11 protein-coding genes are annotated in these 14,988 nt (G+C 69.5%); 3 read left to right on the top strand and 8 right to left on the bottom strand.

Annotated elements, in window-relative coordinates; genetic code table 11:
- Window positions 1-108: 108 nt before the first annotated feature.
- Together ACOJUJ_RS15750 and ACOJUJ_RS15745 are read right to left on the bottom strand one after the other, a co-directional pair.
- Complete coding sequence (locus ACOJUJ_RS15750) at window positions 109-864, bottom strand: hypothetical protein (RefSeq protein ID WP_420127849.1); 756 nt, start codon at window positions 862-864, stop codon at window positions 109-111.
- Between the two features lie 349 nt (window positions 865-1,213).
- Window positions 1,214-3,295: a M3 family metallopeptidase gene (locus tag ACOJUJ_RS15745; RefSeq protein WP_420127848.1), complete on the bottom strand. Its 2,082-nt coding sequence runs from the start codon at window positions 3,293-3,295 to the stop codon at window positions 1,214-1,216.
- A gap of 841 nt (window positions 3,296-4,136) precedes the next feature.
- Between ACOJUJ_RS15745 and ACOJUJ_RS15740 the strand changes: the two genes are divergently transcribed.
- Window positions 4,137-5,489, top strand: a complete 1,353-nt coding sequence (locus ACOJUJ_RS15740; protein ID WP_420127847.1) for an aminotransferase class I/II-fold pyridoxal phosphate-dependent enzyme — start codon at window positions 4,137-4,139, stop codon at window positions 5,487-5,489.
- Window positions 5,490-5,922: 433 nt separating this feature from the next.
- Here the strand turns inward: ACOJUJ_RS15740 and ACOJUJ_RS15735 are convergent, their stop codons facing one another.
- The 5 genes from ACOJUJ_RS15735 to ACOJUJ_RS15715 all read right to left on the bottom strand — a co-directional run bounded on the left by ACOJUJ_RS15735 (window position 5,923) and on the right by ACOJUJ_RS15715 (window position 10,621).
- The gene (locus tag ACOJUJ_RS15735) at window positions 5,923-6,672 is read right to left on the bottom strand and encodes a YqjF family protein (RefSeq protein WP_420127846.1); all 750 of its coding nucleotides are present in this window, start codon (window positions 6,670-6,672) and stop codon (window positions 5,923-5,925) included.
- Window positions 6,669-6,836 carry a hypothetical protein gene (locus ACOJUJ_RS15730; RefSeq protein WP_420127845.1) on the bottom strand — a complete coding sequence of 56 codons (168 nt, stop codon included), beginning with the start codon at window positions 6,834-6,836 and terminating at the stop codon, window positions 6,669-6,671. The genes ACOJUJ_RS15735 and ACOJUJ_RS15730 overlap by 4 nt, the downstream gene beginning before the upstream one ends.
- A 290-nt stretch (window positions 6,837-7,126) precedes the next feature.
- The gene (locus tag ACOJUJ_RS15725) at window positions 7,127-7,735 is read right to left on the bottom strand and encodes a hypothetical protein (protein WP_420127844.1); all 609 of its coding nucleotides are present in this window, start codon (window positions 7,733-7,735) and stop codon (window positions 7,127-7,129) included.
- A 414-nt stretch (window positions 7,736-8,149) separates the two neighbouring features.
- Window positions 8,150-8,692: a DUF2179 domain-containing protein gene (locus ACOJUJ_RS15720; protein WP_420127843.1), complete on the bottom strand. Its 543-nt coding sequence runs from the start codon at window positions 8,690-8,692 to the stop codon at window positions 8,150-8,152.
- A gap of 282 nt (window positions 8,693-8,974) precedes the next feature.
- Entirely contained in the window at window positions 8,975-10,621 is a 1,647-nt protein-coding gene (locus tag ACOJUJ_RS15715) for a glycosyltransferase (RefSeq protein ID WP_420127842.1), read from the bottom strand.
- Between the two features lie 121 nt (window positions 10,622-10,742).
- Between ACOJUJ_RS15715 and ACOJUJ_RS15710 the strand changes: the two genes are divergently transcribed.
- Both ACOJUJ_RS15710 and ACOJUJ_RS15705 read left to right on the top strand, forming a co-directional pair.
- On the top strand, window positions 10,743-11,498 hold the full coding sequence (locus ACOJUJ_RS15710) for a L,D-transpeptidase (RefSeq protein WP_420127841.1): 756 nt from the start codon (window positions 10,743-10,745) through the stop codon (window positions 11,496-11,498).
- Between the two features lie 534 nt (window positions 11,499-12,032).
- Window positions 12,033-12,842: a L,D-transpeptidase gene (locus tag ACOJUJ_RS15705; protein ID WP_420127840.1), complete on the top strand. Its 810-nt coding sequence runs from the start codon at window positions 12,033-12,035 to the stop codon at window positions 12,840-12,842.
- Window positions 12,843-13,283: 441 nt separating this feature from the next.
- Here the strand turns inward: ACOJUJ_RS15705 and ACOJUJ_RS15700 are convergent, their stop codons facing one another.
- Window positions 13,284-14,669: a M28 family metallopeptidase gene (locus tag ACOJUJ_RS15700; protein WP_420127839.1), complete on the bottom strand. Its 1,386-nt coding sequence runs from the start codon at window positions 14,667-14,669 to the stop codon at window positions 13,284-13,286.
- Window positions 14,670-14,988: the final 319 nt, after the last annotated feature.

Raw genomic sequence — 14,988 nt, 5'->3', positions numbered from 1 at the left:
TTTGGCGGGGGGCTCCTCCTGTTTGATTTTGTCTGCCCCGGGGGTGCTAAAAAAGCGTGGGGCCGGGCACCTATGTTTGGGCCCGGCCCCGCGGTGCGTACGGGTGGCTCAGCGGGAGATGCCGACGCTGAAGCCGATGTGGAAGGTGAGCAGGTCGGTGTCGCTGCGCACCGGGTACAGCGTGATGGTGCCGTCGTCGTTGTCCTGGATGTCGCCCTCGCGCAGGTATTCGGCCTGGCCGTTGTTGTGGTACCGCACGCCGAGGTCGATGGACACGGGGCTGGGCCCGTGGCGCACCGGGATGTACACGCCCGCCCCGCCGCCGTACGAGAAGCTCCAGTCGTCAAAGTTGGTGGTGCTGAAGTAGTCCTCGTCGTCGTAGTAGCGGCTGCTTTCCACGCTGGACGTGGTGGCCAGGTAGCTGTATCCCGCGTAGCCGTTCACGTACGGCTTCAGTGTGCCGTCGGGCACGCCGATCTGCGGGCCCACGCCGATCCACGCGATGTTGTTGCTGGTGGTAAGGTCCACCACGATGCGGCCGCCCAGGGTGGGGCTCAGCGGCAGGCTCTGGCGCTCGTATCCGTAGATGGCAAAGCCGCCGTCCACGCGAAGGGCCAGCCACCCCTGGGGGTCCAGCGCGTGGATGTAGTGCAGGTTGCCACCCAGCCCGCCGTCCACGTAGTCGTGAAACTCGCCCTGGGGTTCGGCGATGGTAAAGCTGCCGCCAAAAAAGCCGCCGGTGGGCCGGTCTTCGTGGTAGTACTCCTCGTCTTCATAGCCACAGTCGCAATCGTCCTGCGCGCGCAGGGCGGAGGGCGCCGCGAGGAGCGCGGCGGCGGCCAGGAGGGCAATCGGGTATCGCATCGTTCACCTCGGGGATGAGGATTGGGTCGGACGTTTCGGGCCGGGGAACTTCTGGCCGGCGATGATGGGAGAGCAATGCGGGTGCCCGTGCTACGGAAAATCCAAGCAGATGCAATCAAACAAGTTACGCGCAGGCGAATGGAACCGGCCGCATCTCCTGCGACCCCTCTGGAGGACACCGTCCGCGTCATAGTCCGCACGCGTGGACGCCATTGCGATGGCGTCACCCAAAGAATGGCCCCGCTCAGAGTGAACCGAGTCAACAGAGCTTGTCCGGCGCGAGGAGCAAGCTCTGTTGACCCTGTTAACTCTGTGTGCGGCCCAATCTTCTTGTCGGCCGGGACGATCCTTATCGAACCGCCGTGTCGGATTCCTGACCGACGCCCAGATCGCGGCGCAGCAGGGCTTCGGGGTCCGGCTCGCGGCCCATGAAGCGGCGGAACAGCTCGTCCGGCTCCTCCGCATCGCCCTGGCTGAGCACGGCGTCCACAAAGGCGCGCCCCGTCTCGCGGTTGAACAGCCCCTCGCGCTGAAAGCGGGTGAACGCGTCGGCCTCGAGCACGGCGGACCACAGGTAGCTGTAGTAACCGGCCGCGTATCCGCCGCTGAAGATGTGCGCGAACGAGGCGATAAAGTGGTCGCGCGCAAAGTGCGGCCTGGGGTGGAACGCCTCCATCAGCTTCTGCGCGCGCTCCACGGGGTCGCCGTCCGTGTGGGGGTCAAAGCGGACGTGAAGGTCCAGGTCCACCACGCCAAAGCTGAGCTGCCGCATCTGGTGGTACGCGCCCATGAAGGTGCGGGCCGCCTTCATCTTCTGGTACAGCTCCTCGGGGATGGCCTCGCCGGTTTCCCAGTGGCGCGCGAACAGGTCCAGCGCCGGGCGCTCCCACGTCCAGTTCTCCATGATCTGCGACGGCAGCTCCACCCAGTCGGAGGGCACGCGCGTCCCCCCCAGCGCCGGCACCTCCACGCGCGACAGCAGGTGGTGCAGCAGGTGGCCGAACTCGTGGAACACCGTCTCCACCTCACGGTGGGTAAGCAGCGCGGGGCGGCCGCCTTCCGGCGGCGACAGGTTGCCCACCATCAGCGCCAGGTGCGGCTGCCATCCGTCCGGCCGCGGCCCGCCGACCACCATACCGTTCATCCACGCCCCGCCGCGCTTGCTTTCGCGCGGAAACCAGTCGGTGTAAAAGCTGCCTACGAGTGCGCCGTCCTCGTCCAGCACGTCGTAGAACTGCACTTCCGGGTGCCACACCTGGCTGATCTGGCGCGCCTGCACCCGCACGCCGAACAGCCGCTCCGCCAGCCCGAACAGCCCCTCGAGCACGCGGTTCATGGGGAAGTAGGGGCGCAGCGCCTCGGCGTCCAGATCGTAGCGCGCCAGCCGCAGCCGCTCCGTGGCGTACGCGACGTCCCACGGCTCCAGCGCGTCCAGCCCCAGCTCGGCCTTCGCGAACGCCTCCAGCTGCGCCATCTCGCGCTGCCACACGGGGCGCGTGCGCTCCGTAAGATCCTCCTCGAAGGCGACGGCGCGGGCGCCGCTGCCGGCCATGCTTTCTTCCAGCGCCAGGTCCGCGTAGTCCCTGAAGCCCAGGATGCGCGCCAGCTCGCGGCGCAGCTCCAGGATGCGGCGGATGAGCGGGCGGTTGTCGTGCTCGCCGCTGCTGGCGCGGTTCACGTACGCCTGGTGCATGCGCTGGCGCAGGTCGCGGCGCACGGCGTACTGCAGGAAGGGCTGGTACGAAGGCACCTGCAGGGTAAAGCGCCATCCGTCCACCCCCTTGGCCTCCGCCGCGGCGCGGGCCTGCGCCCGGGCGGACGGGGGGAGCCCCTCCAGGTCGGCCTCGTCGGTGATCACCAGCTCCCACGCGTTGGTGGAGTCAAGCACGTGGTTGGCGAACTCGGTGCTCAGCCGCGACAATTCCACCCGCACCGCCTCGATTCGCGTCTTTTCCTCCGGCGGCAGGTCCGCGCCCGCGCGCTCGAACGAGCGCACCACCTTGTCCAGGTGCCGCCGCCGCACCCCGGTAAGCGCGCGCGCGTCGTCCGTCCGCGCGTACGCCTTGACGGCGCTCCACAGCTCCGGGTTCAGCGGAATGCGCGCGGAAAAGGCGGATACCTCCGGCAGGATGGTCTCGTACGCCTCGCGCAGCTCGGGCGAGCTGTTCACCGAGTTCAGGTGCGACACCGGCCGCAGCACCCGCCCCAGCCGCTCGCCCATCTCCTCCAGCGCGTGGATGGTGTTCTCGTACGTGCGCTCGCCCGCAAAGGCGATCAGCGCGTCCAGCTCTGCCTGCGCCGTCTGCAGCGCCTGGCGCACGGCGGGAACCACGTGCGCGGCGGTTACGCGGTCAAAGGGGAACGGCGACTCCCCCGAAAGCAGCGGGTTGCCGGCGTCCGCCTCCGCGGGCGCGGCGATCGTATCGGTCATCAGGGGCTCTCGCTCTGGTCGTGGATCAAACGGGTGGTGCCGCGCGCCCGGGAACTTGTGAACGGCGGTGTTGGGCGTGTCCCTGCGCTGCGCTCCGGGCCGGGCTGCGCGCGCCGCAGGCAACGATACGACGGTTGCCAACGGCGCCGAGCCCCCGGCGCGCACCGGCCTTGCCGCGGCTCCGCCGTGCCCGTGCATGCGCGCCGGGTTCTCAGCCCTGCGGGCGCGCATCCCTCACGCAACATCCGGCGCGCGGCCGTACGCGCAACGCCCTCCGCACGCGGCGCGCCACGGCGACGCCACCCGCCGTATGCGGCAAAAGGCGCGGTCGCGGGCGGCCGGCGCGGTCACGCTGACCAGCGGTTTTCCGGCGCCTGCTGCACAAATGCGATGCGGCGTGTCTCGTAATGAGTCGGCGTGCATCGTCGGGAAAGGCAAGCATTCCCTCCGGCGCCGCGGCCACGGCGAGCACGATGACGACGGGTTCGTCGCACGCATGAGTCGCAAGCCGCCGGGCAGACCATGTACTAACCTTCGATCGCCGCGCCCGCAACCGGCGGCGGACGGGAGGCGGTACCCGAAGGACGCGAACGCTGCGTCTTTTGCACGGCCCTCATACAAAAGTACGCAATCATCCCGTTGACGCCAGCGTGGTCTTCGGTTAATCTTTGCCGCGCCCCCTCCACAATCTCAGCAGGTCCCTCCGCCGGGTACGTTCCGTTCCCCGTCCGAGAACCGTTCGCCGTATCCCCAGGCACAGCTTGCGCCGGGGCTGGCTTGTTGCGCGCGCGAGCGGGCGCACCCTCGAATCCACGTGATCTTCTCCACCTCCGGAGTGTCGATGTCTAGCGATCTCTTTGCGTCGCCGCTGTACACCCACTTTGTATCCAACTACGCACAGCCCGGCGGGCCGGACCTGCTGGCGCGCACGGAGCCGTTCTTTGAATGGCAGGACGCGCGGCGCAGGGCGGGGCTGTGGCCGTACTCGCGCAGCCTGGACGCCGCGCCGCGCGCCGCCTGCGCGGTACGAAGCGAAACGGGCGCGGGCGCCACGGGGCTGAACTTTCTGTCGCAGGACTACCTGTCGCTCTCCACGCACCCGCGGGTGGTGGAGGCGGCCCACCGCGCGCTGCGCGAGCACGGGCTGCACAGCGCCGGCTCGGCCATGCTGGGGGGCAACACGGCTGCGTCGCTGGCGCTGGAGGACGCGATCGCCGAGGCGGTGCAGATGCCGCACGTGGCGCTGTTCTCCACCGGCTGGGGCGCGGGGTTCGGCACCATCACGGCGCTGGTGGGGCCCAGCGACCACGTGGTGATGGACGCGCTGTCGCACGCCTGCCTGCAGACCGGCGCGGCGGCGGCCACGCGCAACGTGGTGCGCTTTCGCCACCTGGACAACGAGGCGGTGCGCCGCCACCTGCGCAAGATCCGCTCGCGCGACACGCAGAACGGCATTCTGGTGGTGACGGAGGGGCTGTTCTCCATGGACAGCGACGTTCCGGCGATCGAGGAGCTTCAGTCCATCTGCCACGAGTGGGGCGCCACGCTGCTGGTGGACGCGGCGCACGACTTTGGCGCGCTGGGGCCGCGGGGAACGGGGAGCGTGGGCGCGCAGGGGATGCTGGGAAAGGTGGACCTGCTGATGGGCGCGTTCTCCAAGACGTTCGGCAGCAACGGCGGGTTTCTGGCCACGCGCTCACCGGCGGTGCGGCAGTTTGTCCGCGTGTTTGGCGGGCCGCACATCTTTTCCAACGCGCTGTCGCCGCTGCAGGCGTGCGTGGTGACGGAGGCGCTGCGCATCGTGCGGTCGCCGGAGGGCGAGGTGCTGCGGTCGCGGCTGTTCGAGAACATCGCCGTGCTGCGGGGCGAGCTGGAGCGGCGCGAGATCGGGACGCTGGGCGCGCCATCGCCGGTGGTGCCGGTGGTGATCGGCGGGGCGCCGGTCGCGCGCGTGGCGGCGCGGATGATCTTTGAGCGCGGGGTGTTCGTGAACCTGGTGGAGTACCCGGCGGTGCCCATCCGCGGGTCGCGGTTCCGCATGCAGGTGATGGCGGGCCACTCCGCCGAGCAGGCCCGCGCCGCCGCCGCCGTGGTGGCCGAGGCGATCCACGAAGCACGCGCCATCGTCGAGGGCCCGCGTCAGTTTGCCGTGCCGTTCGCGGCAATCCAGACGCCGGTGCCCGCGGGGGTGTAGTTCCGGTGGGTCGATCCGTAGGCGGACGGCGGTGCCAGGGGGATAAGACGATGCGTCATCCCGCCTGTGGGTCTGATCCGGCACCGTGCCGTCCCGCCTGCAAGGGCGAATGGATTCGCTGCAACAACGACACGAAGTCCGCCTGCGCGGACTCGGCGGCCCGGCGGTGTGCGGCGTTCCCCGGGGATTGCGCGTCCGCTACCGGGCGACGACGCTCGCCAAACCACCCCGGGTTGAAACTCGGGGCTAGAAGGGCCAGAAGCCCCGCCCTGGGCTCGCGGAACTCGCCCGGCGGGGCTTCACCTGCTCGCGTCGGCGGGTGCCGGCGCACTGCGTGACTGCGGAGGCGTCGACAGACACTGCAACGGCAGAAACGCTCGGGGCTCCGGTGCGACGTTTATACCCTCTCCCGCTTGCGGGAGAGGGTGCGAGCCTACGCAAGCGGGTGAGGGATGCGCCGGCCCTTCCGCACGATGATCTTCGAGCCGTCCGCCACCAGCGCGGAGCGCGGCGGACCGGCCAGGCTCTCCGCGAAGCCGGGGCCGTACAGGGCCGCCACGTCGCAGTCGAGTGAGGACGATTCGGCGCGCCACACGTTCCAGCGCGGGTGCTCCACCTGGTATTCCACGGTGCCGCCGTCGCGCTGGCGGGCGTATCCCCAGTAGTGCTCGGTGATGAACTCCTCTTCCGAACCCTCCACCAGCGGCCCGGCCGGCCCGCGCGCCGCGGCCCGCACGCCGCACCACCGCCCGCCCAGCTTCCAGCCGTACTCCACCGTTCCGCCCGCCTGCGCCGAGATCTCCAGGCGGTGCCGCATGGGCAGCGCGACGTAGTTTTCGCCGTAGACCACGCGCGCCACGGCGGCGATGGCGAACCGCGGCACGATTTCCTTGATGAACACCACGCCGCGCCGCCACCCTTCAGGCCCCCGGCGCCGCACGTAGAAGCGCAGGTTCAGCTCCTCGAAGTCGCGGTGAAAGGGGATGGGAATCCCCAGCACGCGCGTATCCAGGAACATGAATCCCACGATGCTGGCGTACGTGACGCCGCCCCACGCGTCCAGTTCCGTCCCGGCGGGGACCAGCGGGCGCAGCAGGGCGGGATCCACCTCGTAGTTCAGCATCGCCAGGCAGCGCCACTGCGCCGTCAGGAACGGTGCGGCCGGTGCGGCGGGAGTGATCACGGGGTCTGCCCGGGTGCGCCTTCGACGTTCTCGCCCGGCGCGTCCTCTTCCAGAACCTCGACCACGGCGGAATCGGCCGACGTGTCGTCATCGGCCACGTCGGCGCCGGATGCGCACGCGGTCAGCAGAAGCCCGGTGCCGACAAGCAGGATCGAGCGTTTCATCGTCATCATTCCCGAAAAAAGGTACCCGCACAGCTTTGCGCGAGCCGCTCCGCTCCGCAAGAAGCGGGATACTGTCGCCGAGGTTTCCTCGTTTCCGCAGGCACAGCAAAAGATTGGGCCTCACACGGAGTTAACGGAGTCAACGGAGTTGTTCGTGGTGTTTTCTCGGACAGAGCGCGAGGGAACGGCACGTCAAAACTCTGGTGACTCTGCGTGAGAAAAATCTTTGGTGGATGTACGAAGCGCCCCGTCCGGCGAACCGGGCGGGGCGCTTGGCATCAGCGGGCGGATCAGCCCTCGGAAACGGGGAAGGTCTCGGCGACGGGGAAACCGCAGAAGGTGCCGGTCACGGTGACCATCTGCGTGGGCTCGTTGAGCGACGAGGCAAGGTTTACGGCGCAGCGGCCGGACGCCCCGCCGCGCGTCCAGGTAAAGCCGCCGGTCTCCGTCACCTGCATGCTGTTCAGCCGTCCGCCCAGCACGCCGGTGACGGCCAGATGGATGTCGAGATCCGGATCGCCGCTGATCTTGATTACGTCGCCGTTCTCCAGGCGGTGCGCGCACGACCTGGGATTCGCGGAGAGATCCGCCTCCAGCGTCATGTCCAGCGCCACGTCATCAAAGCCGATGGTCACCGTTCCGTCGATGTCGGTGCTGCCGCTGGGCTGGCAGGGGACGGTCTCGTTGAACGGCGCCGTGAAGGAGTTCTGCTCCAGGGCCGCCACGTTCAAGCCGCCGATGGTGGGGAGGCCCCGGTCCGCCAGGCTGGAGGCCATGCCGAACATGGCGCGCGCCAGCTCGCCGGCCTCGGCGGCGGTGAGCTGGGCGCCGCCGGACGGACCGCCACCGCCGTCACAGGCGGCCACGAACACGAGCGGAAGGATCAGGAGCTTGCGCATGGGGATAACGCGGAGCAGGGGAATCGCGATGAGTGCCGCGGAGAAGGTGCGGAACCCTTGTCATCCATCATAATGACGGATCGTCCAGCGTGCCAAGCTTTCGGGCATGCGGCCGCACAGGATGTTTCCATTCCGTGCGGGCACAGTCTGTCGCTCGCTTAAACAGCTCGACACCCACCCAAACCTCAGTCATCCTGAGGGAGCGCCGCGCGTAACCTGAACCTGCACAACCGGTTGCGCGCGACCGAAGGGCCTTCTCTCCGCCACCGTGAGGCACGCTCTTGGGCAGAGATCCAACCTCACGGTTCGGCCAGCAAGGTCCTTCGGTCGGCGCCAACGTCTTTCGTATCAGCAAGATGCAGCGCGGCGCCTCCCTCAGGATGGCTGAGGTGGGCGCAACATCATATCTGCCTGCTACTTACGGCGGTAGTCGAACATCCAGCCGCGGTGGATGGTGCGCGGCTCTTCGACGGTCACAAAGGCGTCGGGGTCCCACGCGGAGACCTGCGCCAGCGCCAGGGGCAGGTGCCGGCGGCGCAGCACGGCGTAGATCACCTCCATCCGCCCGTCCTTGCCGTACGCGGGAAACTCCGTCACGCCAAAGCCGCGATCGCGCAGCGCCTGCGCGATCTCTACCCCGCCGTGCGCCGACATCACCCGCAGCGCCGAGATGCCCAGCGCCAGCTTTTCCTCGATCCACAGCCCCACCGCCGCGCCCGCCGCGAAGCCACCGGCGTACCCCAGCAGGTGCAGCGGCGAGTCCAGGAACTTGACGGCCTGCCCCACGGCCGTGATCCACACCAGCACCTCGAAGAACCCGATCAGCGGCACCAGGCGCTTGTATCCGCGCACGGAAAGCAGCATGCGCATGGTGGCCAGCGACACGTCCACAATGCGGAGCGCAAAGATCACCAGCGGCCCGAAGGCCGATCCGAACAACACGTCCAGCGTCATCATCGACCCAACCTTCTCGCGGCGGTGCACCCACGCCGCGTTTTCGGCGAAAAAGAAACGAGACCCGGCCGGGAGCGATCTCCCGGCCGGATCATCCGTTCGCAACGCCATACCCCACGCGGGCGGAAAAGATGCAGCAAATCACATCGGCAGGACGGATTTCACGCGGAGGCGCGGAGGAGACGAAGAGACGCGGATGATGGCATCACCCGCGTCCTCTCTTTTCTCCGCGCCCTCCGCGTCTCCGCGTGACATCCCGTCTTTTGCGATGTCTGCCGACGGGCCTCAGAGCGCGTTCAGCTCGGTGAAGAGCTTGGTGGCGACGCTCTTCCAGTCGTAGCGGTCGCGGGCCACCTGGTACAGCGCCTCGCGGTGCCGCTCGCTCAGCGCCAGCGCGGCGGGGACGCGGCGGACGATGTCGGCCACGGTGTGCTCCGGCGCCGGATCCAGCTTCATGGCGTCCGCATCCTCCGGCGGCAGCGCGGCGGCGACGGAATCGATGCTTGCCTTCATCCCCGCGAAGTAGGTGCCCAGCGGAAACGCGCCGGACGCCAGCGCCTCGAGGAACACCAGCGGCCCCGCCTCCTTGACCACGGACGGAAACACCGCCACGTCGCAGCAGGGGAAGAGGTGGTGCAGCTCGCGGTGCGTCAGGTATCCCGTAAAGACCACGCGGTCGCGCCGCACGTGCTGCCTGGCGGCCGCGTAGTAGGCATCCAGCTCCCCGCGCTCCCGCAGCTGCTCCAGAAAGCGCGCCACCTGCGTAAGCTCCGCCCCCTCCGTTTCCCCCTCCGGCGAGCCCTCCAGCTCGCGGCCGTACGCCACGATGTGCTCCACCATCCCCCGTTCGCCGTGCTCCAGCGCCCACAGCAGCGCCTCCAGCGGCTCGCGCAGCGGCCCGTGGCCCACGACCAGCATCCGCAGGTCGGGGCGTGCCGCCAGGATCAGCGGCAGCGCGGCGATCACGCTCTGGATCCCCTTGGTGCTGATCAGCCGGCCCACGAAGAGCAGGGTGGGCTCCGCTTCCCAGTCGATGGCTTCCAGCTTGGCCTCGACGTCCGTGTCGGGCGCCTTGGCCTCGTACGAACCCTCCTGCGCGGCAAAGATCTCGCGCATCTCCTCCGGCCGCAGGTCGCCACGGAGGCGCCCGCGCAGCGCATCCGTCTGCGCCGCGCTCTTGCCGCGCTTCATCCCCGCCAGCGACTGGGCCATCTTCGCCAGCGTGGCGCGCCGCTCGGAACGCGGGACGAGTTCGAACTGGCTGGTATCCACCCCCAGGTGCAGCCCGGAGAACTTGGCTTCCAGCCCCGGCACCGCGCCCAGGATGCCGCGCACCCGCTCGCGCATCTCGTCGCCGATCACGAACACGCGGCGCGCGGCGGCGAACGCGCCCTCCGCCAGCCGCAGAAACCGGTCGTCGCGCCGCACGGCGAACTCCAGCGCGCTGCCGTGCGGCATCACCGCGAAGGGAACGCCCGTCGTCGCGCTCACCCGCTGCGCTACGACCGACATCAGCACGGCGTGGTTGGCGTGCATGGCCGTGATGCCGTTCTCCCGTACGATGCGGAGGAGCGCGCGCTCGTTGCGGGCCACGTACGACTCCACCTCGTCATCCGACAGGTCCACCATGGGCACCACGCGGGAAAACTCCTCGTAGCGGTCCCACACGTAGACGGGCAGCGTGTCGCCCAGGTCGGGCTTGTGCAGCACGCAACGGCCGGGGTGTACGGGCTCGCGGCGGTAGAACGTCTCCACCTGGCCGTCCTCACGGTACCGCCGCGCCTCGGTGATGAAGTCGTAGCGCTCGGGGTGGTTCTCCTGCGCCATCAGGTGCACGTCGTGGCCCTGCCGGCACAGCGACTCGGTGATGGAGCGCGTCCACAGGTTGCTTCCGGAGCCTTCGAGCAGATAGCCGTGCAGAATACAGATCATGGAATGCCTCGCCGCGGGGAGATGGGGTCGCTTTCCGTTCGCAAGGGTGCGGCCACTGGTGACGCGCGCGCACGCCACTTGCTTGGGGGCTGCCCGGCGCAAACCCAAACGGGAGACGAGGATGAGACGATTGAAGGGGATTCATGCGGTGATCGCCGCGGCGGCGCTGGCGATGGGCGGGTGCGTGGTGCAGGACAAGACGGACGACCAGGCGGCGGCCGGCGGGACGACGGTGACGCAGCAGCAGCCCCCGGCGGGGCAGCCGGCGGCGACGCCTGCTCCCACCCCGGCGCCCACCCCCGCGCTTCCGCCGCCGGACCTGCGGCTGGAGGTGAACGTGGCGGAGCGCGAGCTGTACGTGTACCGCAACGACCAGCGCATCGCCACGCATCCGGTGGCCGTGGGTACCAGCGAGTGGCCCACGCAGACGGGCGAGTGGACCATCGGCCAGGTGGTGTTCAACCCGCGCTGGACGCCGCCCAAGGAGGAGGAGTGGGCCAAGGACGAGGAGGTCAAGGAGCCCGGCGCGCCCGACAACCCGCTGGGCCACGCGCAGCTGGTGTACGACGCGCCGCGCAGCATTCACGGCACCAACGAGCCTGAGTCGCTGGGCAAGGCCGAGTCGCACGGCTCCATCCGCATCGCCAACAGCGTGGCGGTACAGCTGTCGCGGATGGTGATGGAGGCCGGTGGCGCGTCGCGCGACGAGGCGTTCTTCGAGGGCGTCCGCAGCAACCGCAAGGAGCGGGTGGAGGTCGCCATCCCCAACCCCATCCCCATCCGCGTGGTCTCCGGCGGCTCGGGTGATTCCGGCGGCGGCGGGTCGGGTGAGAAGGGCAAGTCCGGCGAAACGTCGAAGTCCGGCTCCGGCAACTGAGGCCGGCGAAAACCACGGCTGTCACGCGGAGACGCGGAGGGCGCGGAGGCGCGGAGAATCTCTCTCCGTCCCTCCGCGCCTTCGTGTGAAACTCGGCCTTTGCCAAGACGGACCTGAGCTACTGGTTGTCTTTGATCGGGTATGATCTACCGCATCGTGCAGGGGATGTCGTAGAAAAGAAGAAAGGAAGAGGCGCGGATGAGGCTTTCATCCGCGCCTCTTCTTTTTACTCCGCGACTCCGCGTGAAATCTTCTCATTGGGTTTCTCCATCGGCATGCGCTCGACGGACCGGGTCATCTGTCCCGGGTCACTCGCACCATGTGGGCGGGGAGGGTGAAGAGCATCTTGTATCGCACAAGGCCGGGGCGAGAGACCGGCGGCGGCGCGGAACGAATCTTCCATTGAAACACGCCGCCGGCAGATCTCGTAATCCCGTGCCACGCCAGAGCTTGAAGGCTCCGGCGCAGCGGACGAGGCGGTCCCGGGCGGGTCCCGGCCAAACGCGGTCCGCAACAACGAACCGATACCGAAGAATGTTCTCGATCCGTCAGGTGGTTCCCGCGATGATCGTCCTGGCCACCGCCGCCGCGGTGCCCGTGCGGGCCCAGGCGCCCATGGAGATCGTCGTCAACATTCCCGCCGGCCGGCTGGACGTGCACCAGGGCGGCGAGCGCATCCGCAGCTATCCCGTGTCGGTGGGCACCGCCGGGCACGCCACGCCCACGGGCGCGGCCGGGGTCCGCCGGATGGTGTGGAACCCGTCGTGGACACCGCCGGACAGCCCGTGGGCCCGCGACGAGCGCCCGGCCGCGCCGGGGTGGAACAACCCCATGGGCCGCGTGAAGATTCACCTGTTCGAGGACTACTACGTGCACGGTACGCCGGCGCGCAACGAGCGGTACCTGGGGCGCCCCGCCAGCCACGGCTGCATCCGCATGCGCAACGCGGACGTGATGGAGCTGGCCCGCCTGGTGCTGGCCGCCGACGGCGCCGGGGTGAGCGACGCGACGCTCGACCAGCTGGCGGCCAACCCGGGACGCACGCGGGAGATGGGCCTTTCCGGCCGGGTGCGGGTGCGCATCGAGTACCGCCTGGCGGAGCTGGAGCAGGATTCCGTCGCGCTGCACCCGGACGTGTACGGCCGCGCCGGCGACCGCTACGCCGACCGCGTGCGCCAGGAGCTGACGGCCCTGGGCCAGGACGCCACGGTGGTGGAGCAGATGGCGATCCGCCGCTCGCCCGGCACCGCCCTGCGCATCGCCCGCTCCGGCCCCGCGCCGATCCGCCAGGTGCCCGGCGTGACGGCGCCCGCCGCGGTGGAAGTGGTGGCGGTGCTGCGGTAGAGGAGGGCAAGGAAAAGAGGGAATAGGGAATAGGGAATAGGGAATAGCCGGCAACGGCAACGGATTCCCAATCCGACGGAAAGAGCGCGCCCACCGAAACCCGGCGGGCGCGCTCTTTCTTCTCTCCATCCACCTAATCCAGTCATCCTGAGGTCGGCGCCGCGATGAACCGGCCCTTGCTCCACACCCGGCGCGCCGGCCGAAGGACCTTGCCGGCACAACCGTGAGGCCGGCTCCTGCGTGGTGAAGCCGGCCCCACAATGCGGCGGAGAAGGTCCTTCGGTCGCGCGCAAGTGGTTGTGTGGCTTCTGGTTGCGTGCGGCGCTCCCTCAGGATGACTGCGTTGTTCCCACAGGCCAGGGTGATTCGCCGAAGCCCCCGCAGGCTGTTCCCTATTCCCTATTCCCTATTCCCTATCCCCTATCCCCTATCCCCTGACCTTCACTGCGCCGGCGTGCCGAACTGAATCCGCTCCGGCATCTCGGCGATCACGTACGCCATCACGGCCATGGCGGCGACGGAGCGGCCCACGTCAGCCGGGTCCAGCTTGTCGGGCGTGTCGGCGGCGGTGTGGTGATACCAGAAGTAGCGGCTTCCATCCACCGTGAGGCCCATCCCGGGTACGCCCAGCGCCATGATGGGTCCGATGTCCGCGCCGCCGCCGCCCCGCGTGATGGTGCCCGCGCCGATCGGCTCCAGCAGCCGCCCGACCTGCTGCACCACCGCGAACGCCGCGTCCGGCCCCGTGAACCCGAAGCCCCGCGGCGCGAAGACGCCCGCGTCGCTCTCGATGGCCAGGACGTGGTTCGCCAGTTCCCCCCGGTGCGCGTCGCGGTAGGCGTTGCCGCCGCGCAGGCCGTTCTCCTCGTTGGTCCACAGCACCACGCGGATGGTGCGGCGGGGACGCAGCCCCAGCACCTTCATCAGCCGGATCGCCTCCCACGCGGCCACGCATCCGCCCGCGTCGTCCATCGCCCCCGGCGACACGTCCCACGAATCGATGTGCCCCCCGATCACGATCACCTCGTCCGGGAACTCGCGGCCGCGGATCTCGGCGATCACGTTGCGCGAGGGGGCGTCGGGCAGCGTGTGCGCCTCCATCCGCAGCCGGATGCGCGGGGTCTCGCCGCGCTCCTGCATCCGCCGCAGCATCATGGCGTCTTCCATGGACAGCGCGGCGGCGGGGATCTGCGGCACGCTGTCGGCGTAGCGCATGCCGCCGGTGTGCGGCGTCTGCATGCCGAAGGGGCCTACCGAGCGGATCAGACTGGCCACCGCGCCCGCCCGCGCCGCGGCGATGGCGCCCGTGCCGCGATACTGCACCGTTTCGCCGTAGCTGGTGAACGGCACGTCGAACAGCACGATCTTGCCGCGCGCCTCCGCCGCACGCCGCTGCAGCTCGTCGAAGCTGCCCACGACGAGCACCGGGGCCTCGATCCCCTCCGCCGGTGTGCCGATGCTGCCGCCCAGCCCCAGCATGTGGAGCTCGGTCTGCCGCGGCGCCAGCAGCGTGGCGGATTCGCGGCCGCGCACCCAGCGCGGCACCATCACCGGCTCGCCGCGCACGTTCTCCAACCCGTCGGCCCGCATTTGCGCCAGTGTCCAATCGATGGCCTGTTCCAGCTCCGGCGTGCCGCTGAACCGCGGCCCGAATCGGTCCACCAGCTCGGCGATGCGCAGCCAGGCGGCGCTGTCGGCGGTGGCGGCGCGGATCAGGCTGTCGGCGGCGGCCCGGTAGTGCGCCACGTCCTGCGCCCGCGCCGCGGCCGGTGCGGCAAGGACGGCGGCGGCGATGAATACGGTGGACAGCAGACGTCGCAGGCTCATGGGCGGATGCGGGACGGGGGATCCGGTTGATGTGGGTCGGCGCAATCTCGCGAATCGGCGCGAGTCCGGCCAGCGGTGAGAGCGTCGCCACGTTTGGTGTCGTCGGGGCTGGCAACGTGCCGTCGGCCTGCAAGGGCGAATGAATCCGCTGCAACAACCCCACGAAGTCCACCTGCGTGGACTCTGCGGCCGGACGGTGTGCGGCGTCCCGGGCGCCCGCGCGTCCGCAACCATGAAAAACAGGGAGGCCGCCCGCGGTTTGCGGGCGCCCCCCCGGAAGGCCCGCACCCGGACCCCCGCCCGGGGCCCATGGCGGGGG

Origin of the sequence: Longimicrobium sp., from assembly GCF_048594345.1 — a bacterium.
Taxonomy (GTDB): Bacteria; Gemmatimonadota; Gemmatimonadetes; order Longimicrobiales; family Longimicrobiaceae; genus Longimicrobium.
This window is presented reverse-complemented; position numbering and strand designations above follow the sequence as displayed.